Source organism: Romboutsia sp. MSSM.1001216sp_RTP31141st1_G3_RTP31141_220114, from assembly GCF_039031195.1.
Taxonomy (GTDB): Bacteria; Bacillota; Clostridia; order Peptostreptococcales; family Peptostreptococcaceae; genus Romboutsia_C; species Romboutsia_C hominis.
Map to the genome: position 1 here is coordinate 173,178 of NZ_JBCIUO010000003.1, position 21,562 is coordinate 194,739.

The following is a 21,562-nucleotide window of genomic DNA, read 5'->3' on the forward strand; positions in this document are numbered from 1 at the left end:
ATATTTTATATTTTGATTATTAATATCTTTCCTTAATCTAGTTTAAATTATTAATATAAAAAACTAATTAATTTTATATATACTTTTAGTTTAAGTAATAATTTAGTATATTCTTAACCTTAGGTACTACATATTCACTAGTAGATTTATTTATATTCTCTACTATCATAGATATAGCTATTTTGGGGTCATCTTCATTTACTGCAACAAACCATCCATTATTAATACCGCTATTATCATCTTTACTATTTTTAATTTCAGCAGTTCCAGTTTTCCCCATTATATTTTTACCTTCTATTTTAGCAAGATATCCAGTTGAATCTTCATCGTTTATAGCACCTTTAAAGCATTTTTTTAATTCTTCTATATATTTCTTATCTATAGCATTTTTATATACTTTACTTTCTTTGTTTTCACTTATAACAAGTCTTGGTATCATTATATTTCCATCATTAACTAAAGCACTATAAGAAAGTACAACATCTAGTGGTGTCATTAAAATTTCCCCTTGACCATATCCTGTATCTCCTAAAAGAATTTCATTGTCTAATTTCCCATTATTAGATATTTGAGAGTTTTGCATAGGATATTCAAAAGTAATTTTTTCTCCTATTCCAAATTTTTTAAGACCTTTTATATAATCTTCTTCTCCTAATTTTATAGCCTTATCTGCAAAGTATATATTATCAGAATATTTTACTGCATCGTATAGATTAACAGGTCTTTTTGTATCTTTTACTCTTGTTACGCTATAATTCCCCCAACTACTATCCTTTTGCCAACTCTCCCCCTTTATATCCATGTATTCGTTAGGATTTATAACTCCACTTTCTAATCCAATACTAGATGTAATTAGTTTTATAGTTGACCCTGGAGAGTATGAATCATTAGCTCGATTTTCAAACTGTATATTATTTTGATTTTCCCACTTATTAGCTATTTCTTTAGTCTTGTATGTAACCAGTGTATTAGAATTATAAGATGGAGAACTTACCATAGCTAATACTTCTCCATTTAGAGGATTAATTGCTATAGAAGCTCCTTTATCTCCTTTTAATTCATTGTATATACTATCTTGAAGTTTAGAGTCTATAGATAACTTTATATCTTCTCCATTTCTTTGATTTACTTTGCCTATTTCTATTTTCTCATTTCCTCTTTTTAGATAAGCCTCTACTCCATCAATTGCTCTTAGTCTATCTTCATATATTTGTTCTAATCCTGCTTTTCCAATCTTACTAGTCTGTGAATATCCTTTACTTTTTTCTAATTCTTCTTTTGTTATATTTCCTATATATCCAATTAAATTTCCCAAAGCTTCACTATTTTTATATACTCTAGACACTTCTTCTTTTATACTAATGCCTTCTATTAATTTCAAATTATTTATTCTATCATTTTCGTACGGTGATACATTTAATAAATGTACTAACTGGCTACTTGGCTTATCTTTTATTGTATCTTCTATATATTCTTTGCTTATATCTAGTATTGTTGCTACCTTGTCTATATTTTCTATTTTGTTTTTATTAAATACTTCTGGATGTATATAAACTGAATTTACATTAGAGTCAATTGCTAGTTCTTCGTCGTTTCTATCTAATATTTTTCCCCTAGTGGCCTTTTTGGTTTCTACTCTTACTAAATCTCCTTTTTTCATATTAGGTAGTATTAAACTTTCATCCCATAGTATTTTATATCTATCATCTTCCTTAACTAAATTTATATTTAAATTATCATAATCTAATTTGCCTACGATAGTGTTTATACTCATAGATGCTAATATTTTTAAATCTTTATCAATCTCTTTTATTTTTATATTTATATCTCTTGCGTTTATTGAGCCATAAATTTTTTCATATCTATTTGTAAATTCTTCATAGGATATCTCCTTCTTGGATTTAATAGATATATTTTCATATAATTTATCAAACTTTCTATCGTTTAAATCCTTAGTAAAACTATCTATAATTTGTTTTACTTCACTTTCATTGCTACATCCTACAAACAATAATGTAATCATAATAATTACCCCTAATAATATAAGTATTTTTTTTAATCCCCCCATAAAAATCCCCCCTATTTAAAATATTTAGATTTTATTTTATTTACCTCATCATGCTTTATAGCTATTGCTTTTCCAACCTCTCCTCCTAGTATATTCCATACATAGTTATGAACTTCTACTGCATTATCAAAATCACCTTTTTTCCAATTTAATAATTGTCTATTTAGATATTCCTTAACACCATTATCTTTTATATATCCTAAAGAAGTTATGGCTATATCTACACTTTCAGGTGTTATCTCTACCATCCCATACTTTCTATCATCTATAGCTTTTATAATACTATTTGCCATTTCATGTATAAACTGTATGCTTTGATATTCACTATTTGGCATATATAAATTATTTACTTGTACGTTATCTTCCTCTTTTATATCTTCATTTTTTTCTTTATCTGAAATTTTAAGTTCTTTATTTAAGTCTTCATCTGTTTTATTTACCTTGTACTCTGTAGTTTCTACTACTTCAAACTTTATACTACCATTTTCATCTAACTTAGCTTTTGGTATATATTTATCTACTCCTATAAAAGATGCTATTTCATCTACTTGTAAAGTGTCATTTATAGTTTGGAAGAAATTTTTAACTGGTGGTAACTTGTGTGCAAGCACAGGGTTATATATACCAACAGATAATATAATCCCTAGGCTTGCTGCTATATACATAAATTTCCTTTTGCTTTTTTCTATCTTAATATCTTTTTCTGCATTATTTATGGCATTTTTTATTAAAATATTTAAGTCACTTGGAACTTCAATTGACTCTATTTTTTCTTTATCTATGTAAAAATCATTAATTTCTTTATCTATGTCTTTTATATCTATATCTATATCAATTAAATTATCTTCAACTTTATTTTTTTTACTCATTCCCATAGCCCTCCTTTAATATACTTTTCATATCTTTTATTGCTTTTCTTAGATGAGTTTTTATAGTATTAATAGGACGGTCTAGTATATTTGATATTTCTTCTACCTTTAAATCTTCTATATATCTAAGTATAATTGCATCTTTATATTTATCTTCTAATTCATCTATAGCATTGTATAAATCTATTTTTGTTTCAATCTTATCATCTATTAAAACTTCTTTTGTATATGAATTTTCATTATGTCCTAAATCTATCATCCCATTTTTTCTTAAATAATCATTTGTTGTGTTTATAAGTATTTTACTTATCCAAGTTTTAAAATACTTAGGCTCTTTTAATTTTTGTATATTCTTGTATGCTTTATATACTGTTTCTTGAAATATTTCCTTTGCATCTTCCTCATATTTACACCTTATATATATTTCCTTGTATAGTCTTTTTGAGTATATATTTATCAATTTCTCAAAAGCTTCTTTATCACCTTTTATTGCCTTTTCGGCTAGTATTACTTCATCCACTTTTTTACTCCCTTCTTACTTTCATTTCTGATTACATTTATTAGACTCTGGGTTTTAGTAAAAAGTTTTAACTTTTTTATAAAAATATAAAAAATACTAGAAAATTTTATTCTAGTATTTTCAGCAAATATTTTAAGTTTACCTTTTATATTTTTATACCATATACTGTAGTTATAATAATGTTATAATTTTTATATATATTTTTTAAGTCAATAAATTTAAAATCTTATTAATACCTTTATTATATCAATATACTTATTTTTTCAAAAAACGGTATTAATAAAGCATATATAATAATGTTACTAATCATTATATATATTCATTTTTTCTCCCCTTGCAAAGCCTATTACTTTAATACCTAATTCTTTTGATAATTTCATAGCCATATCAGTTATAGCTGATCTTGATACTATATATTTTAAATTTAAATTAAAGCATTTTAATATTATTTCAGATGTTATTCTTCCACTTGTAAGTATTAATTTATTATTTATATCTATATTATCTACTAAACACTTCCCTATTACCTTGTCTAATGCATTATGTCTTCCTATGTCTTCTTTAAAAAATAATATCTCTTTAAAATTACTAAGAGCTACACTATGTACCCCACCAGTATTTTTAAATACTTCTGATTTTTCATTAAATTTATTTATAAGCTTATTTATATTTTTATAATCTAACTTATCTATATTTAAAGTATCATCAAGTTTTATTTTTAACTTTTTTAAAGACTTATAATATATACTCCCTTTACCACAACCACTAGTTATAGCTCTTTTTTCATTTAACTTATTATTTATATTGTTTTTATTAACTATTTTTATATCTACATATCCTTCTTTTTCAAATACATTAATGCTATTAATATCATTATATGAAGTTATTATCTCATCTGAATACAAAAATCCTACTGCTAAATGTAGTAATGAACTTGGAGTACATATTAGTGTTATATATTCATATTCGTTTATATATATAGTAAATAAATACTCTACCACTATATCATCATCAACTTCTATTAATTCCCCATTTATGTATCTTTTTATTTTATATTTTTTAACCACATCCATAGCTATATATTTCCTTTTTATAAGAATCTAGTTCTTCTCTTGTATTTAAGTTTGTAAACATATTTTCATTAAATTTATTATTTTTAAATTCATCTTCTTTAACATAATACACATTTTTATTATTTCTTTCAAAAAAGCTTATTATAGATTTTCTATTTGAGTTTAATATATAATCTTTCATTTCATATCCTAATTTTTTTTTATAAGCACCATGAAAAAGCTGTATTTTATCATTTAATATAGATATATAAATATGAGATTCCTTTTTACCTTTTATGTCTTTATTGACCATTGCTTTAATGTATTTTATATAATTATCATCTAAGACAGGCATATCACAAGCTATTATATAAGCATATAAACTACTACTATTTTTAAGCCCTACACTTATTCCTGCCAGTGGTCCCATACCCTTTATTTCATCCTCTACAACTTTGTACCCTAAATCTTTATAATACTCTTTTTTATTAGTCACTATTATTATTTCTTTAAAGTGTTTTTTAAGCTTTTTAGCAATATCTAATATTAATCTCTTTTCATTGATTACTAAAAATTGCTTATCAAACCCCATTCTACTACTTTTTCCGCCAGCTAGTATTATAGCTGTATTTAGATTATCCATATTAATCACCTTTATATTAAAGTAGTGTTTTAAAAATAAGGATATAAATTAATTTATATCCTTATTTACTATATTTTAAGCATGTGCTAATTCTTTATTTCTTATTTTTTCTACTTTTATAGCACATACCTTTAAATCTGGTACTTTACTCACCTTATCTAATGTAGTATTAGTAAGATAATTTGCAGCTCCATCAGCAAAGTGGAAAGGCATAAAAAATACATCTTCATCAACTATATCAGTTATTCTTACATAAGTTTCTATTTCTCCACGCTTTGAAGATACCTTTATTTTTTCATTTTCTTTAAATCCTAGCTTATTGGCTGTTATTGGATTTACTTCTATATATGAATGTGGTGCCTTTTCATTAAGACCCTCTACCTTACCTGTCATTGTTCTGGTATGATAATGATATAATATCCTTCCATTAACTAATGTATATGGATACTCTTCACTTAAACCTTCAAAACTTAATGTATAATCACAAGGAACAAATGTTGCTTTACCTTTTGCAAATTTATCTGTATGTAATATTTTAGTGCCCTCATGATTAATGTTGGTACATGGCCACTGTAATCCTTTCATTTCTATTCTTTCATAAGTTATTCCAGCGTATGATGGTGTTAATTCACTAATCTCTTTCATTATTTCTTTTGGAGATTCATAGGTTTTATCATATCCTAATTTATTCATGATCTCCATCAATATAACCCAATCAGGTTTTGAATTATATACAGGCTTTATAGCTTCCCTTATTCTTTGAACTCTTCTATCCGTATTTGTAAATGTTCCATCTTTCTCTGCAAAAGATGCAGCAGGTAAAACTACATCTGCAAGTTCTGCTGTTTCAGTTAAGAATATATCTTGTACAACCAAGAAATCTAGTTTTTCTAGAGCCTTTTTTATATGATTTATATCTGGGTCTGATATCATAGGATTTTCACCCATTATATATAAAAACCTTATATCGCCATGTCCTATAGCATTAGTTATCTCTGGAACTGTTAAACCTACCTTATTAGGCAATTTTACTCCCCATGCATTTTCAAATTTTTTAACAATATCTTCATTTAATACACTTTGATATCCTGTAAATACATTCGGTAAAGCTCCCATATCACATGCACCTTGCACATTGTTTTGGCCTCTAAGTGGATTTACTCCAGTATATTCTTTTCCTAAATTACCGCATAAAAGTGCTAAATTTGATATACTCATTACATTTTGGGTTCCTGTTGAATGTTGAGTTATACCCATAGAGTAAAATGTTGCACTGTCATTAGTTGCATATATTCTAGCAGCTTTTATAATATCATCTTTATCTACTCCACATATTCTAGCACCTTCCTCAGGTGTATAATCTTTAACTAATTCTTTTAAAGCTTCATAGTTTTCAGTTCTTTCTTTTATATATTCATCATCTTGTAAATTTTCAGATATTATAACATTCATCATAGTGTTTAATAAGGCTACATTTGTTCCAGGATTTATCTGTAAAAATACATCAGCTCTTTTAGCTAGCTCTATTTTTCTTGGGTCTGCTACGATTAATTTCGCTCCTTTACTTACTGCTTGTTTTATTTTCGCTCCTATAACAGGATGATTTTCTGTTGTATTAGAGCCTATTACAAATATAGATTCTAAATTACTTACCTCTTCAATGCTATTTGTCATAGCACCACTACCTAATGTAGTTGCAAGACCTGCAACTGTTGAGGAATGTCAGAGTCGAGCACAATGGTCTACATTATTAGTTCCCATTACTCCTCTTATCATTTTTTGGAATAAATAGTTTTCTTCATTACTACATCTTGCTGAAGATAGCCCTGCAAAAGCATCACTACCATAAACTTTCTTCGTTTTATTAAAGTTTTCTAATATGTAGTCATATGCTTTCTCCCAAGTAACTTCTTCAAATTTTTCACCAACTTTTATTAGTGGATTTTTAAGTCTATCTTCATGATTTATAAATTTGTATCCAAATTTACCTTTAACACACAGTAGTCCATCATTTACTTCACCAAATACTGGTTGAGATCCTACTACCTTATCATCTTTAACTTGTAACTCTAATTGACATCCCACTCCACAATAAGAACAAGTAGTCTTCACTTTTTTAGTGTTGTAAAAATCTGCATTTTTAGGAACTAGTGCTCCTACTGGACAAATTGATACACAATTACCACAAGATACACAACTTGATTCATTTAAATTTTCTCTAAAGAATGGAGTAATTTCAGTTTCATAACCTCTATCAACTGAACTTATAGCACTCACTTCTTGTAATTCTTCACATACTCTTACGCATTTTTTACAAAGAATACATTTATTTGGGTCATAATAAAAAAATGGATTACTGTCATCAATAGGCAATTTCTTAGGCTGGTTGTCATATTTAGGTTTGAAATTATTTAGATATATACTTGAATAGTCTTGTAATTTACATGAACCTGATCTTGCACATGTTGTGCACTCTAATGGATGGTCTGATATCATAAGTTCTAATATTTCTTTTCTTGCGCTTTGTACTTTCTTGCTATTTGTTAATATTTCCATTCCTTCTTTTACTATTTTTCCACAAGCTACTTCTAAATTTTTACTTCCTTTAATCTCTACTACACACATTCTACATAGTCCGCTTGGATTTAATCTTTCATCATTACAAAAGTTAGGCAATTCTATTCCTATACTTTTACAAGCATTAAAAATTGTGGTTCCTTTTTTAACACTAACTTTAGTATCATTTATAATTATATTTACCAAAGTATTACCCCCTATTAAAATTTAACTGTTTTAATATTTTCAACCATATATACTTCTATTCCTTCTATAATATGATATTTTATATTAACTTATGAAAAAAAAGCCTATGAAAATACATAGGCTTTTTTTATTTATTAGGTTTTTTATATACACTTTTATGAATGTACTCTGTATCTATTACATTTCCATTTGAATCTTTATATTTTCTATAAGTTTTTGATGCATCTAAACCATTTTGTTTAAATGCCTCTACATATATTTCTATATTTTTTTTATCACTATCATTTCCATATATCCTACAAGTTAAAGTACCATTTCCTACTACGGTTTTCACATATACAGGATGGTTATATTGATTTTTAAATCTAAAATCAGTTCCACCGTCATTTACCATAGCATCTCTACCTATTGGAACATAAGTTGATAATAAGGAATGATTAGTTATTGAAATTAGCTTAAGCCCAGATTCTAAAACTGCATTATATAAAGTAGTAGAAACTTGACATACGCCTCCACCTAATCCATCTTCTAGCTTTCCATTTATAATAACAGGTGCATCCTTATATCCATTAGCCTTATTTCTCACCCCTGTATATTCATTATATGAGTATTCTTCACCAGGCATTAAAAGTACATCACTACTTTTATTTCCCGCTACTCTTATATTTTGTACTCTCCCAGTTAAAGATGTAGAAAACTTAGTTGTAAATTCTCCTAATAAAGTATTTACACTTTTAGCATCTTCAGTTTTAACATGAGGTTTTTTTATATTTACCTTTAAATTTATATCACTATAGTTTTTATTCTTTATATTATTTAATATTACATCTTTAGTGTTTGCTATGTCTAATTCTTTACCAATTGTTGATGGTGATGTACTAATTCCTCCATAATTTGATATATAAACTTTCGCATTAATCATATCAACATTTATATCTTTTGATATATTTTGTATTTTTTCACTAAGCTTAGCCTCATTGTAATTAGAATTTATATTGAACTCTTTTTTATCCTTTCTAAGTGATAAATATCGTTTTATGTTTTCTATGTAACTATCAGTTTTAGTATAGTTATAAGCTTTATCAATTACATTTTTTGTATCATAAGTTAGATCTATATCATTTGGAGATATCTTATATGATTTATCTTCATACAAAAGATTTATGTCACGTGGTGATATATTTTCATCTACAACTTTAATAGCTTCTTCTTTTGTCATATTAGATACATCTACATTTTCTATATATATGTTTTTTGCTATTTTATCATTATAAATACAATTTTTATTAAAATAATTAATCATAATTCCAAGTATAAATATTAACCCTATACTAGATATAATAGATGTCTTTCTTTTATTCTCTTTAAGTCTATAAGACCTAGATGACTTTTTTTCTTTACTCATTACTCCACCTCATTTTAAATTGTAATTAAATTATATTTGATTAAATTTTTTCAAACAAGATTAGAATAAAATGTGTAACTTTATTGTTACATTTTATCTGAATTTACAGATTATTGGATAATGATCTGAATAGTCTATCTTATCTATATAATAATCATCTATAGTTATTAGTTTGTCTGAGAATATATAATCTATTCTAGCATCATTTTTTATAAATGTTCCTTTTTGGAAATTTCCTGTATAAATAGCTACATCATTATACGTATTTATACTTAAATTTTTCTCATTTAAATCTCCGCATATTATAATCTTATTCGGTAGTTTATTTGAGTAATTTAATATCTCATTTATCTGAATATACCTTTCGTTTTTATCTAATCCTAAGTGGGTATTTATAATATTAAACTTTCCATTTTTAGAAAATACGTTTGTATATAAAAATCCTCTTTGTTCTTTTTTACTAGTTAGCAACACGTGTTCGTGTACGTCTATTTCATATTTTGAAAAAGTGCATATACCATACATCATATTTTGATTTATAATATTTGCACAAAATACTCCATCCATATTTAAGTTTTGTTTTAACTTCGCAAACTGTGGATACAAAACTTCTTGTAGGCAAATAACATCAAATTCTTTGCTCTTTAAGTATTTAGTTATCTTATTTAAAGTGTTTTTATTATTTAAATCACTAGCCTTATGTATATTATATGTTACCATTTTCATACCAAAGCCTCCTTAATTACACTTATTTATAAAATATTAAAACCTAGCTTAGACATGTTATCAGCTAAGCTAGGTTATTTTTTAATGCTTAATTTCCTTTTGAATTTTTGTAAACCTTCCCTTACTACCTATAAATATAAATCCTGTTCTATTATACAATTCATTTAACTCACTTAAACTTACTTCCCCATTTTTTAAATTAGATAATGTTATCTCCTTTATATTTCTAGTAGTTATCATCCTTAGTAACACTCCTTTTTAAAATCTTTATATCTCATTATATTTTTAAACTTTTTTAAATATTACTATTTTTTAAATTATTTATATATTTTAATTTTAAAACAATCGTTCCTTTACTTTTCTTACATTTTAGATTATATACCAAACAACCGTTCTTAGCAATAGCAAATATACATTTTTTGATATTAATATTATTTTTTATTTTTCTATGTATATTTTGTTCTGTTTTTTATAATTTATTTAAATACTATATTTTGTCTAATCTTTATGTATTTTTTAAAAATATTTGAATTTTAAGGATTATCATTGTTGCAATTTGAGGAAAACTATTTATGTTTGTAATATTATCTTGCCTTTATTTTATTGTTTATTTCTTCTCCAAGTACTACTATTATATTGAGGGGATATAAAAAAAGGGGGATGAATGTGAAAACTACAGTTAATAAGACCATTCCATTTAAGCAAAGAGATAATGATAAAAACAATAATATAAAGCCTGATAATAAGTCTAATGTCTATGGTAAAGTCATTCCTTATCCTAGGTTTAAAAAGAAAAAAGAAAAAAGTGTTAATTTTATCAAGAGTAATAAAATATTTTTCATTATACTTTCTATAGTATTATTCTTTAGTTTGATATTTTTTATAGATACAACTCTTTTAAAAGGTAAGATCGGTCCAACTGGAAGACCTTTATCAATTAATAAACAAACTAATATTGCTGTTTCTGATAAAGAATTCAAAACTTATTCTGAAATTCTAGAAAAAGATATAGTTAGTGTATTGTCTATAAACAGCAAGTATAATATATCCCCTAATTCTATGCATAAAAATGGAGATAGAGTGTATGTTCAAGGTGATATACACATAAACGGCAAAAATAGCCAACCTTTTGATGCAATACTCGATAATAGCAATACTAGCTCGATTGTTATAAATGGAGATGAATATGTAAAGTAAAATATAAATATATAATCTTTAAAGTAAAAAAATAGGTAAAAAGCAATTAATTGCTTTTTACCTATTTTTTATAAACTTATTATTTCACCTGTATTATTAGTATTATATCCGCCTAAACTTTTAACATTTTTTAAAAATTTATTGTCTTTTATTACTTCGAGTAGGTTTTTTATAAACTCAAGTTCTAGGTATTCAGTTTTAATAAGTAAATCATATTCTTCTTCACATATAGGTATAAAATCTAAATCAAATACTTTAGCTGCTGAATATACACCTAATCCACAATCACAATCATCATTTTGTATTGCTTTGGCTAGTGACATATGAGTTAATTCTTCCCTTTCATATCCTTTTATATCACTCTTTTTTATGTTTTCTTTTTTTAGTAAATAATCAAATAACACTCTAGTTCCAGAACCTTTTTGTCTATTTATATATCGTATATTAACCAAATCTTTAATTCCTTTTATATTAAGTGGATTCCCTTTCTTAACTATTAAACCTTGTGTTCTATTTACAAGTTTTATTATAGATACATCTTCATCTATATATTTCTTTACATAAGATTTATTATAAGTTTCACAGTCTACATCAAATAAATGTATTGGAGCTATATGGCACTCATCCTTTTTTATAGACAATATTCCTTGAAAACTACCAACATGAGTTGAACTAAGCTTAAATTTTCCTTCAGTTTTTTTAGTCAACTCATTATTTATTAGATCCATAACTATATCATGACTTCCTATAGATACTATTGTTTTTTCTATTTTGCTTATATCATTCAATAGTTGTACATCTACATAGCTACCTTCTTCTATTCCTTCTATATTTTGAGGTATTGTTATAACTCCATCAGCATGTACTAAGCTAGTTACAGTTCCCGCTCCTCTTTTTATAGGCGTAGCGACATATTCATTATTTATATTTCCTACTTTAACTCTTACAAATTCTTTATACTTTAATGAACTCATTATTCTCTTTGTAAGTCTTGCCCTTATAACATTCCTTTTTTCTATCTCTTTATGTGTAAGTTTTGATATTACTTCTTTTACTATGTTTTCCATTACAACCCATCCAGATACAGGATATCCCGGTATTCCTATTATAGGTTTATTTTGACCATATCCAAGTATTGCAGGTTTTCCAGGTTTTATAGCTATTCCATGTATCACTACTTTTCCTAATTCTTCTATTATGTCATATGTATAATCTTCTCTACCTTGTGATGAGCCTGCGTTTATAAGTACCATATCGCACTCACTTAGTGCTAATAGCACACTTTGCTTTATTTTATAATAATTATCTTCTACTATTGGATAAACAACAGGTGTTGCTCCATACTCTAGTATAAGCCCTTCAAATAATTTAGAGTTAAATTCTATAATATCTCCGATTTCAGGTGTTTTATATCTATCTATTAATTCTGTTCCTGTTGGTATAATTCCTACCTTAAAATCTTTAAATACTTTTACTTTATCTACCTTTGCACTTATCATAGATGCTATATCTTGAGGTCTTATTTTATGAAAGCTTGGAACTATCATCTCTGTTTCAACTATATCTTCCCCTAAGCATCTTATATGCTGCCAAGGAATTGCCGGTTTATAAATTTTTATTTGTCCATCCTTTTTCTCTAATAAATCCTCTACCATTATAACTGCATCAAATTCCTTAGGTATAGGATCTCCTGTATCTACTTCTATATATTCTTTATCCTCTTTTAAAGTTATTATATTTTGTTCATTAGCCATAAATGTAAGTTTTGATTTTACTGCTACTCCATCCATTGCAGAACAGTTATAAAATGGAGATGATAACTTTGCAAAAACAGCATCACTTGTAACTTTGTTTAAACATTTATCTACATCTATAAATTTAGTATCTATTTTTTTTAGACTTAATATTTCATTAATATATTTTTTTAATCCTTCTTCTAATGAAATATTAGATAGATATCCCTTCATATCCTTCCCCCTATATTTACTATGATTAAATCTTTAAAAAGTATATACTTTAACTATATCTCCATTTTTTATACCTTCTAATTCTCTATCGATTTTTACATATCCATCACACTTTGCAAACTGCTTTATAGTACTTGATTTTGAAAATATAGGTACACATACTAGCCTATTGTCTTTTTTCTCTATATTTACACCTAAATATTCTTCTCGTCCTTTAGCCTTATGATAGTTGTATGTAAATTCACAAAGTGTATATTCTTCCTTATCTATATTATATAAACTTTTTATATATTTCTTAAATATTGCCTCTATTACAAAGGCACAAGATAAAGGATGACCTGGAAGTCCCATTACCAATTTATTACATATACTTGCTATTATAGTTGGCTTTCCTGGTTTTATAGCTATACCTTCTACTAAGACTTCACTATTTTCAAAGCTTTCTATTGCTTTTAATGTTTCGTCTTTTTTACCTACAGAGCTTCCTCCCGATATTAAAATTATGTCACATTCATTGAGAGCTTTTTGGATTAAATTTATTATGTCATTAAGATTATCTTTTGCTGATGGGTATATGATAGGATTTAAATTTATGTTTTTTAATTGACCATATAGTATGTATGCATTTATATCTTTTATCTTAGCTTCTTTTATATCTTCACTTATATCTAATATTTCATCTCCCGTTGATATTATACCAACAGTAAGTTTTTCATAAACATCTACTTCTTTTATATTAGCTCCTGCTAATACTCCAATATCTCTTTCATTTATAAGATGTCCTTTTTCATATAATACTTCATTTTCTTTTATGTCTTCTCCGACCTCTACTATATTTTCATTAAATGATATAGAATTTTGTATGAGTATATCTTTTTCATTTAACACTTCACAATATTCTATCATTACAACTCCCTGTGAATTTTTTGGTACCATAGCACCTGTTGGAGTATACACACAAGTTTCTTCTTCTAATAAAGTATTACAAATTTTTCCCATATAACTTTCGTCTATTTTTTTTAAGCATACAGGATTTGATTCACTAGCTAAAAATACATCATTAAATAATACTGAATATCCATCTACTAATGATTTTCTAAAGTGAGGTACATTTATATTTGATTTAATATCATCTGATATATATCTATTTAAGCCATCTATTAAACTTACTTTCTCAGAAATTATATCTTTTTTAAATTTATTTTTCATTATTTCTAATACTTTATCTACTGTTGTTACATCAAATAATTTCATAACTATCCCCTTTTAATAACATTAAATAGCAATACTAACTCCAAGTATTGATTTTGCTAGTATTTTTTTATCTTTATCATTTAAAATATCTTTTTCCATTAAAAGTTTGCAAAAACCTAGCTTTTCACATTCTTGTAATGTTTTATTTTTCTTAAAAAATTTACCTTCATTTATAAATAATGGTTTATAATACGAATAGTTATTTATAATATCTTCAATAAAATTTTCTAAATCTACTATTTCTGTATCAAAAGTCTTTTTGTATGTGTCTATTCCTCTAGCTAATGTTATACTGTCTAATCCATAAAAGTTTGATATATTATTTATATCGCTTGCTTCTTTTTCGCTAAATCCGTATCCTTTTATTTTGCTCAAAGATGTATTTTTACAATTTAGACAACATCCATAACAAGTATTATTCTCATCATACCAATTAATATTTGACTTATTAGTTATTTTTCTAGCTATAGAATCATTATATTTTTTTAATGTTGGTATATCGTATGGTATTAAATTTTCTTGTTTCTTTAGTACTATAGCTTTTATATTTTTATCTGCCATTAATTTTCCTAATCCATTTTTTCCACAAGATTTATTATTTCTAAATATTATTTTAGAGAAATCTATTTTTTTAACTGATGCCAATCCTATTGATGCGATTTCTAATTCATTAGTACTTAATTCTTCTTTTATAGACTCAACAACTTTATCATAATCTTTATCTATTAGGTGACTTGCTTCTTTTATTTTTACACTTTCCTTATCTATATATAAATATATAGGTGTATCACTTTCTCCTTCAAACACTAAAAAATCATACCCATTACATTTCATAAAATGTGCAAAATGACCTCCAGTTTGAGATAAAGAATTTTTATCATATACCTTAAGTTTGTTGAGTCCAACTACACCATAACCTGCTAAAGATGGAGCTTCAAATACTAAATTATTATTACTTAAATTTATTTTGTGTTCGTCATACTGATGCACTGACTTTACCTTTTCGTTTTTTAAGTTTATGTATAGAATTTTTCTCATCAGTTACCCCCTCCCCTAATGTTAATTATATCACTGTAGAATTAAATATTATGTCATTTTTTAGACTATATATTGTAAAATTCTATGTTTTATAAAAAAATATGGGTAAATATGATATTATATATAAATAGAGATTATTATAATTTCCTCTAGATTGGAGAACTAAAATGAAAGATAAATACATTATTTATTTTATTAGTAGAACAAAAGCTAATATGATAAAATTCATAGAAAATAAATTAAAAGAAAATGACTTAACTGACTTAATACCAACTCATGGCAATATACTAACTGCGCTTTATGAAAGTGATAAAAAGCTCACTATGAAAGAAATTTCAAAAAAAATTGGTAAAGATAAGTCAACAGTTACTTCTTTAGTAAATAAACTTATAGATTTAGGATATGTAAAAAAAGAAAAATGTACTAAGGATAAGCGCGTTACTTATATAAGTTTGACTCAAAAAGCAAAAAATATTGAAGATAAATTTAACTTTATATCATCTCAAGTTAAAGAAACTGCTTATAAAGACTTTACAAAAGAAGAAAAAGAAGAATTTCTTAGATTACTTAGAAAACTTAGTTCTAATTTTAAAATTGAAAATGATAAGTATATATAAAAAGTGCCTCTATAAGAGACACTTTTTTAATTAGTCTATAAATGTAACTACTTCTTCAAGTGGTTTACGAGGTGGCTTAGGAGGTGTATTTTCTTCAGCTACACCTAAAGATATCATAGACATTAATTCAAATCCTGGTTTATCAAATCCTATTAACTTTTCTATTTCAGTTTTTGCATGAGTAGGTCCTGTCATATAGCAAGTTCCATATCCCATTTCTGTTGCTGCTAATAGGAAGTTTTCAACTGCTGCACCTATTCCTTGAGCTGCTGATTGAGGAGATACTAAAACATCTAACACTTCTTGAGGTGCGTTATTTTCTTTTAATATTTTATATTCTATCATTTTATATTCTGATCCATATACCATTATTACTACTGGAGCATTTTTAAAGCATGTATAATATTTAATTACACTCATATGTATTTTTCTATCTTTTTCAGTTTTTGCTAATTCACCTATTTTTTCATGGCTTTTAGTTACTATATCAGCCATTTCATTTATTACTTCACGGTTAGTAAGTACTACAAAGTGCCAGTTTTGTTGATGCTTTGGAGATGGGGCTTCTGTTGCTGCTTCTAGCATTCTTAATATGTCTTCTTTTGGTACTTCTTCATCTTTAAATTTTCTTACACTCTTACGATTGTATATAAGGTCTAAATTTGCCATTTTACTTCTCCTTTTGATGTTTTATATAATTATACTATATACATATGTTATAGTATTATCACTAATTTAAATATAATTGCTTATTATTTATAAATAGTTTGTCATCAAACTAATTGTATACTAAAAAATAGTTTTATGTCAAACTTTTTTATATTTTATATAAAAATATCCTATAAAATGAAATTTTTTAATTCAATTTACAGGATATTTTCTTTTTCATTATTTAATTTTAATATTTATATTTACAAATATTTAATCTAATATGTTTTATCTATCTCTATAATATTATATTCGCCATATAATAAGTCTATAAAAAGTACTTTGTTTCTTAATATTTCACCTTTATTAAGTAACACCTTTATAGCTTCACTAACTTGTATAGATGCCACTAGACCTGGGGTAAAAGAAGGATTGCTTAATTTATTATCTGTTTCTTTTTTATATTTATATATATAATCTAGATTATTATCTCCTGGATATATAGTACTAACTTGACCATACCATCCACTTATAGCACCATGAATTAGTGGTATATTTAAGGCTTCACAATATCTTTGAAGTATAAATCTAGTGCTTATATTATCTAATGCATCTATAACTACATGACAATTATTTATAATCTTTTCACAGTTATTACTATCTAAATGCTCACTAACTATATCTATGTTTACATTATTATTAATTAATTTTATTCTTTCTTTAGCCTCTATAGCCTTATTTTTCCCAATATTATTTTCATTACACAAGATTTGCCTATTTAAATTGCTTATATCAAATGAATCTTCATCTACTAATTTTAAATAACCTATACCTATCCTTGATAGCATTTCTATTACATATCCACCTAAGCCGCCGCATCCTACTATACAAATTTTAAAATTTTTTAATTTATCATTTTCAACCTTAGTTAAAGTTCCTATATTTCTTTCATATCTTTTATTCATCAACCACCACCAACTGGCGGGAATATAGATAAAATATCCCCGTCCTTAAGTTTTCTATCAAATCCTCCATCCATACCATTTAGTAAAAGTATGGATACTTCTTCTTTGTCTATATTTAAAATTTTTAGTATATCAATTATATTCATATCCTCTGCAATTTCTAATACTTGTTTTTTCTCTCTTCCTTCTCTAAATGTTGCAAATAACCTTATCTCTATTTTCATGCTATCCCCTTAATAAATTTATATATTAATTTTTTGCAAATATATTTCCTATATACTCTTCAAGACCTAGTGCTTTTAATGTTTCATCTAATGGTATCCCATTTTCATCCCAACCCCTAACTTCATAATATTTAGGAAGTAGTTCATCTAACCTATGAACATGACCCTTAGTTGGTCCATTTGGAATTGGATCATATATTAGCCTATCTGGTAAAGTATCTTGACTACTATCTATTCCTGCTTTTAAATTAAATATTTTTTCTAAAGTCCATATTCTATCGCCTGCTTGAAGTAATGTTTCAGGTGTATATATTTCTCCACATACTGCATTATACATATCTACATAATCATCAAGTCCTAGTCCAAAGGTAGTAAATACACAAAGTCCTAACGAGTCTATAACAGCAGTCAAATCATGAAATACCTTTGCATAAGCTGGTTTGCCTTCTACTTCTAGTTTATTTAATTTTTCAGGTACTCCTAGTATCTCTGGATTTATCATATATCCTTTTATATGACACCCTCCTCTGTTATTAACTGCATAAGTTATACCATGACCTTGTATTCCTCTTGGGTCATATGCTGGCAATTCTTGTTTTTTGACAGTCATAGAATACTGAGTTGCATCATACTTTTCACACAATCTATATGCACCATCTGCTAATAAATCTCCAAATCCTTCTCTTTTAGCCATTTTTTCAGTCCACTTAACTACAGCTTCAACATCACCCCAGTTAAGGGATAGTTTGTCATCTTTGATTTCTTCGTCTTTTATATATCCTCTTTGATAAAGCTCCATAGCCGTTGCGATAGTTGCTCCTGCTGATATAGTATCTAATCCATATTCATTACAAAGCATATTTGCTTCATTTATAGCATGTAAATCATATACATCACAATCTGACCCATAAGACCAAAGGGTTTCATACTCTGGTCCTCCTACCTCTTTACCATTTTTAAGTTTAACTACTCTACCACAAGCTATAGGACATCTATAGCAAGCGTGTTTTTTAACTAATGTATTTTCAGTCATTGTCTCTCCACTAATTAAATCCGCCTTATCAGTGTATGATTCTTGAAAGTTTTTAACTGGATGAACTCCATTCTCATTTATTATATTAACTAAAATTGCAGTACCATAAGTTGGAAGCCCCCCTCCAGCAACCGGATTATTTCTAAGTATATTTACCTTTTCAGCATTTACCCTCTTAACTAATTCTTCATTAGCTACATTTACCTTTTTGCTACCTTTTACAACAATAGCTTTTAAATTTTTAAAACCCATTACAGCTCCTACTCCACCTCTACCTGCAGCTCTATCTACATCATTCATAATTGCTGATATAAGAGATAAATTTTCTCCTGCTGGTCCTATGCAAAGTACATTAGCTTTATTATGCTTTTTAGATAATTTTTCAGTTATTTCACTAGATACCATTCCCCAATAATCACTAGCATCTTTTATCTCTACTTTATCATCTTCTATATATAAGTATACTTTATCATCAGATTTACCTTCTATTATTAACATATCATACCCTGCATTTTTAAGCTTAGTTCCCCACTTTCCACCTGAGTTTGATATAGCTATTGTTCCTGTAAGTGGAGATTTTGTTACTACCATATATCTTCCACTTGTAGGCATAGGTGATGCTGTTAATGGGCCTGTAGCTATTATAAGCTTATTTTCAGAACTTAATGGTTCTACCATAGGATCTACTTCATCAATAAAAGTTTTTACACCAAGACCTCTAGCCCCTATATATTTTTTAGCTAATTTTAAATCTAAATTTTCTACCTCAATAGTCTTTTCACTTAAATTTACTCTTAATACTTTTCCATTATATCCATACATAAATTTCTCCTCCTATTTTTATTTATAGTAACCAAAAAAGCCTATCTAAAAGTAACCATACTTTTAGATAGGCTAAAAATCCGCATAAAAAGGAAAGGTTACTACACTTTTCTCCTTTCCAACAGGAGGCATAAACATTTCTATTTATACCCTACCGTTTTATTAACCATAGCATAGCCTTAGGTTAACAAAATCGGAGAATTTATATTTAATTAAATAGTAGTATTTAAATTGATAAATGTCAAATACAATCATATGCTAAACCATTTTTTTATTCCTTTTTTAACTGGCTTAAAATATTGTTTTATCCCCCCTTCTAATATCTTAGTGTCTATACCTAAACACCTTGAATAAAAAGCTACTATTGGACTTCTAAGTCTTCCCTGAGAACATCCTAAAACTATTGTTTTTTCTTTGTTATTAGATAACCTAAGTAAATCTCTTTTAATATTTTTTCTATTTTTTATAAGCCCTATTAGTATTATAGGAAAAGCTATCATAATATATTTTTTTAATAGTTTATGATCTTTTTCATCTATAACAGGTACATTATATTTAAACAATGGCATTTTTTCAAATTCTTCTTTTGATCGTACATCTATTGTTACCTCATCTTTTATATCTTCTAATTTAATATACATTCCACCTCAACCACTTTTTAACTTTTCTGTATTATACCACAATAATAGATTATTGTCCTTACTATATACTATTATCTAGTATAGACTATAGTGCTTCTTTTATTACGGCAAAAGGTCGTATAAAATACTTTATACGACCTTTATATTATCTATTTTTCATAAATCTATCTCTATTCCTATATTTTTAGCCATGTCAATCATGTTAACTATTAATATTATAGGCTTTTTATATTTCATAAGTTGAGTTGTTAAATAAAGATTTCTAGATAAATTTGATGCATGTACTATATTTACTATTACACCTGCATTATCATTTTCTAAGTATTCTTTTGAAATTTTCTCTTCATTAGAAAAAGTATCCATTGCATAAATTCCAGGCAAGTCAACAATTTTTATATTATCATTTATATTCCCCTATTTTTTTTTATAGTTACACCTGGCCAGTTGCCTACACGTTGTTTAAGACCTGTTAATCCATTAAATAAAGTAGTCTTACCAACATTAGGATTTCCTAATAATGCCACACTAATCATAATTTCCCCCATTTTGTTGATTTTAATATTTATTATCATTTAATTAATATTATTCATTACTTAAAGTTATTAACTGATAATATATAATTAAAATTATCTAACTTTTATTTTGTTTTAGTAGCTTATTACACTTACATTCATTACAGTTTCCTAAACACTCATCCACCATCTCTAAACATTCTAAAAATGCACATTTGCTACTGTTTTTATGTCTAATTATCGGTATATTTTTCTTTTTTGCATGCTTTTGTACTACATCTATCATTTTATGAGATACTACTGATGTGAATATTACAAGAGCATCTGGACTTCCGATTGATTTATTTAACTTACTTGACATGTTCAAGTAAACTTTAGTTTTATGACCTTTTTCTTTTGCTAAATTTATGTAATCTTTTTTTAACTTTTCATTACCTCCAACTATTACTAAGTTCACAATATTTCACCTCTCATACTTCTATACTTAAATAATAGTACTTTGATTATTGATAGTCAATACTTATTGATATTTATTTTCATTTATCATTTGTATATTTATTTTTACATAAACTATATAATAACTATTTAATTAAATATA

22 protein-coding genes and 1 riboswitch are annotated in these 21,562 nt (G+C 26.4%); of the genes, 2 read left to right on the top strand and 20 right to left on the bottom strand.

Going from position 1 to position 21,562, the window contains the following annotated elements:
• Positions 1-85 precede the first annotated feature (85 nt).
• The 9 genes from ABCP60_RS07710 to ABCP60_RS07750 all read right to left on the bottom strand — a co-directional run bounded on the left by ABCP60_RS07710 (position 86) and on the right by ABCP60_RS07750 (position 10,286).
• Positions 86-2,068 carry a penicillin-binding transpeptidase domain-containing protein gene (locus tag ABCP60_RS07710; RefSeq protein WP_195238230.1) on the bottom strand — a complete coding sequence of 661 codons (1,983 nt, stop codon included), beginning with the start codon at positions 2,066-2,068 and terminating at the stop codon, positions 86-88.
• An 11-nt stretch (positions 2,069-2,079) separates the two neighbouring features.
• Positions 2,080-2,937 carry a DUF6241 domain-containing protein gene (locus ABCP60_RS07715; RefSeq protein WP_166505615.1) on the bottom strand — a complete coding sequence of 286 codons (858 nt, stop codon included), beginning with the start codon at positions 2,935-2,937 and terminating at the stop codon, positions 2,080-2,082.
• Positions 2,930-3,457 carry a sigma-70 family RNA polymerase sigma factor gene (locus ABCP60_RS07720; RefSeq protein ID WP_092925260.1) on the bottom strand — a complete coding sequence of 176 codons (528 nt, stop codon included), beginning with the start codon at positions 3,455-3,457 and terminating at the stop codon, positions 2,930-2,932. Before ABCP60_RS07720 ends, ABCP60_RS07715 begins: the two co-directional genes overlap by 8 nt.
• 302 nt (positions 3,458-3,759) lie before the next feature.
• On the bottom strand, positions 3,760-4,530 hold the full coding sequence (fdhD, locus tag ABCP60_RS07725; RefSeq protein ID WP_092925258.1) for a formate dehydrogenase accessory sulfurtransferase FdhD: 771 nt from the start codon (positions 4,528-4,530) through the stop codon (positions 3,760-3,762).
• Positions 4,517-5,152, bottom strand: a complete 636-nt coding sequence (locus tag ABCP60_RS07730) for a molybdenum cofactor guanylyltransferase (RefSeq protein WP_343101557.1) — start codon at positions 5,150-5,152, stop codon at positions 4,517-4,519. The genes fdhD and ABCP60_RS07730 overlap by 14 nt, the downstream gene beginning before the upstream one ends.
• Positions 5,153-5,227: 75 nt before the next feature.
• Entirely contained in the window at positions 5,228-7,915 is a 2,688-nt protein-coding gene (fdhF, locus tag ABCP60_RS07735; protein WP_166505618.1) for a formate dehydrogenase subunit alpha, read from the bottom strand.
• A 127-nt stretch (positions 7,916-8,042) separates the two neighbouring features.
• Positions 8,043-9,320: a VanW family protein gene (locus tag ABCP60_RS07740; RefSeq protein ID WP_195238234.1), complete on the bottom strand. Its 1,278-nt coding sequence runs from the start codon at positions 9,318-9,320 to the stop codon at positions 8,043-8,045.
• Positions 9,321-9,413: 93 nt separating this feature from the next.
• Positions 9,414-10,046 (bottom strand): endonuclease/exonuclease/phosphatase family protein, encoded by a 633-nt coding sequence (locus tag ABCP60_RS07745; protein ID WP_195238236.1) that lies wholly within the window; start codon positions 10,044-10,046, stop codon positions 9,414-9,416.
• An 81-nt stretch (positions 10,047-10,127) separates the two neighbouring features.
• On the bottom strand, positions 10,128-10,286 hold the full coding sequence (locus tag ABCP60_RS07750; protein WP_092925248.1) for a hypothetical protein: 159 nt from the start codon (positions 10,284-10,286) through the stop codon (positions 10,128-10,130).
• A gap of 426 nt (positions 10,287-10,712) precedes the next feature.
• On the opposite strand from ABCP60_RS07750, the gene ABCP60_RS07755 reads away from it, so the two are divergent.
• On the top strand, positions 10,713-11,243 hold the full coding sequence (locus ABCP60_RS07755; RefSeq protein WP_343101558.1) for a hypothetical protein: 531 nt from the start codon (positions 10,713-10,715) through the stop codon (positions 11,241-11,243).
• 68 nt (positions 11,244-11,311) lie between these two features.
• Here the strand turns inward: ABCP60_RS07755 and ABCP60_RS07760 are convergent, their stop codons facing one another.
• The 3 genes from ABCP60_RS07760 to ABCP60_RS07770 are packed head-to-tail and all read right to left on the bottom strand — an operon-like array spanning position 11,312 to position 15,502.
• The gene (locus ABCP60_RS07760; RefSeq protein WP_195238238.1) at positions 11,312-13,210 is read right to left on the bottom strand and encodes a molybdopterin biosynthesis protein; all 1,899 of its coding nucleotides are present in this window, start codon (positions 13,208-13,210) and stop codon (positions 11,312-11,314) included.
• Between the two features lie 33 nt (positions 13,211-13,243).
• Positions 13,244-14,464 (bottom strand): molybdopterin molybdotransferase MoeA, encoded by a 1,221-nt coding sequence (locus ABCP60_RS07765; protein ID WP_195238240.1) that lies wholly within the window; start codon positions 14,462-14,464, stop codon positions 13,244-13,246.
• 21 nt (positions 14,465-14,485) lie between these two features.
• Positions 14,486-15,502, bottom strand: a complete 1,017-nt coding sequence (locus ABCP60_RS07770; RefSeq protein WP_343101559.1) for an aldehyde ferredoxin oxidoreductase N-terminal domain-containing protein — start codon at positions 15,500-15,502, stop codon at positions 14,486-14,488.
• Between the two features lie 167 nt (positions 15,503-15,669).
• On the opposite strand from ABCP60_RS07770, the gene ABCP60_RS07775 reads away from it, so the two are divergent.
• On the top strand, positions 15,670-16,119 hold the full coding sequence (locus ABCP60_RS07775) for a MarR family winged helix-turn-helix transcriptional regulator (protein ID WP_092925238.1): 450 nt from the start codon (positions 15,670-15,672) through the stop codon (positions 16,117-16,119).
• 30 nt (positions 16,120-16,149) lie between these two features.
• Here ABCP60_RS07775 and ABCP60_RS07780 read toward each other — a convergent pair whose 3' ends face one another.
• The 8 genes from ABCP60_RS07780 to ABCP60_RS07815 all read right to left on the bottom strand — a co-directional run bounded on the left by ABCP60_RS07780 (position 16,150) and on the right by ABCP60_RS07815 (position 21,421).
• Positions 16,150-16,788: a nitroreductase family protein gene (locus ABCP60_RS07780; protein ID WP_343101560.1), complete on the bottom strand. Its 639-nt coding sequence runs from the start codon at positions 16,786-16,788 to the stop codon at positions 16,150-16,152.
• A gap of 257 nt (positions 16,789-17,045) precedes the next feature.
• Positions 17,046-17,732 carry a HesA/MoeB/ThiF family protein gene (locus ABCP60_RS07785; protein WP_092925234.1) on the bottom strand — a complete coding sequence of 229 codons (687 nt, stop codon included), beginning with the start codon at positions 17,730-17,732 and terminating at the stop codon, positions 17,046-17,048.
• Positions 17,732-17,956 (bottom strand): MoaD/ThiS family protein, encoded by a 225-nt coding sequence (locus ABCP60_RS07790; protein ID WP_166505623.1) that lies wholly within the window; start codon positions 17,954-17,956, stop codon positions 17,732-17,734. Before ABCP60_RS07790 ends, ABCP60_RS07785 begins: the two co-directional genes overlap by 1 nt.
• A 25-nt stretch (positions 17,957-17,981) precedes the next feature.
• On the bottom strand, positions 17,982-19,811 hold the full coding sequence (locus tag ABCP60_RS07795; protein WP_343101561.1) for an aldehyde ferredoxin oxidoreductase family protein: 1,830 nt from the start codon (positions 19,809-19,811) through the stop codon (positions 17,982-17,984).
• A gap of 95 nt (positions 19,812-19,906) precedes the next feature.
• Positions 19,907-20,022, bottom strand: a riboswitch (molybdenum cofactor riboswitch).
• A gap of 40 nt (positions 20,023-20,062) precedes the next feature.
• Entirely contained in the window at positions 20,063-20,452 is a 390-nt protein-coding gene (locus ABCP60_RS07800; protein WP_092925228.1) for a rhodanese-like domain-containing protein, read from the bottom strand.
• Positions 20,453-20,608: 156 nt separating this feature from the next.
• The gene (locus ABCP60_RS07805; protein ID WP_334292231.1) at positions 20,609-20,815 is read right to left on the bottom strand and encodes a FeoB small GTPase domain-containing protein; all 207 of its coding nucleotides are present in this window, start codon (positions 20,813-20,815) and stop codon (positions 20,609-20,611) included.
• Between the two features lie 41 nt (positions 20,816-20,856).
• Positions 20,857-20,985, bottom strand: coding sequence for a FeoB small GTPase domain-containing protein (locus ABCP60_RS07810; RefSeq protein ID WP_343101562.1), 129 nt, complete (start codon positions 20,983-20,985; stop codon positions 20,857-20,859).
• Positions 20,986-21,082: 97 nt separating this feature from the next.
• Entirely contained in the window at positions 21,083-21,421 is a 339-nt protein-coding gene (locus ABCP60_RS07815) for a DUF2325 domain-containing protein (RefSeq protein WP_092925226.1), read from the bottom strand.
• Positions 21,422-21,562: the final 141 nt, after the last annotated feature.

Coding starts and splice junctions, on each gene's coding strand:
- ABCP60_RS07710 (WP_195238230.1), bottom strand. CDS start 2,068: ATGGGGGGATTAAAAAAAATACTTATATTATTAGGGGTAATTATTATG.
- ABCP60_RS07715 (WP_166505615.1), bottom strand. CDS start 2,937: ATGAGTAAAAAAAATAAAGTTGAAGATAATTTAATTGATATAGATATA.
- fdhD (WP_092925258.1), bottom strand. CDS start 4,530: ATGGATGTGGTTAAAAAATATAAAATAAAAAGATACATAAATGGGGAA.
- ABCP60_RS07730 (WP_343101557.1), bottom strand. CDS start 5,152: ATGGATAATCTAAATACAGCTATAATACTAGCTGGCGGAAAAAGTAGT.
- ABCP60_RS07740 (WP_195238234.1), bottom strand. CDS start 9,320: ATGAGTAAAGAAAAAAAGTCATCTAGGTCTTATAGACTTAAAGAGAAT.
- ABCP60_RS07745 (WP_195238236.1), bottom strand. CDS start 10,046: ATGAAAATGGTAACATATAATATACATAAGGCTAGTGATTTAAATAAT.
- ABCP60_RS07750 (WP_092925248.1), bottom strand. CDS start 10,286: ATGATAACTACTAGAAATATAAAGGAGATAACATTATCTAATTTAAAA.
- ABCP60_RS07760 (WP_195238238.1), bottom strand. CDS start 13,210: ATGAAGGGATATCTATCTAATATTTCATTAGAAGAAGGATTAAAAAAA.
- ABCP60_RS07765 (WP_195238240.1), bottom strand. CDS start 14,464: ATGAAATTATTTGATGTAACAACAGTAGATAAAGTATTAGAAATAATG.
- ABCP60_RS07770 (WP_343101559.1), bottom strand. CDS start 15,502: ATGAGAAAAATTCTATACATAAACTTAAAAAACGAAAAGGTAAAGTCA.
- ABCP60_RS07775 (WP_092925238.1), top strand. CDS start 15,670: ATGAAAGATAAATACATTATTTATTTTATTAGTAGAACAAAAGCTAAT.
- ABCP60_RS07780 (WP_343101560.1), bottom strand. CDS start 16,788: ATGGCAAATTTAGACCTTATATACAATCGTAAGAGTGTAAGAAAATTT.
- ABCP60_RS07785 (WP_092925234.1), bottom strand. CDS start 17,732: ATGAATAAAAGATATGAAAGAAATATAGGAACTTTAACTAAGGTTGAA.
- ABCP60_RS07790 (WP_166505623.1), bottom strand. CDS start 17,956: ATGAAAATAGAGATAAGGTTATTTGCAACATTTAGAGAAGGAAGAGAG.
- ABCP60_RS07795 (WP_343101561.1), bottom strand. CDS start 19,811: ATGTATGGATATAATGGAAAAGTATTAAGAGTAAATTTAAGTGAAAAG.
- ABCP60_RS07800 (WP_092925228.1), bottom strand. CDS start 20,452: ATGTATATTAAATTAGAAGATATAAAAGATGAGGTAACAATAGATGTA.
- ABCP60_RS07805 (WP_334292231.1), bottom strand. CDS start 20,815: ATGGATACTTTTTCTAATGAAGAGAAAATTTCAAAAGAATACTTAGAA.
- ABCP60_RS07810 (WP_343101562.1), bottom strand. CDS start 20,985: ATGATTAGTGTGGCATTATTAGGAAATCCTAATGTTGGTAAGACTACT.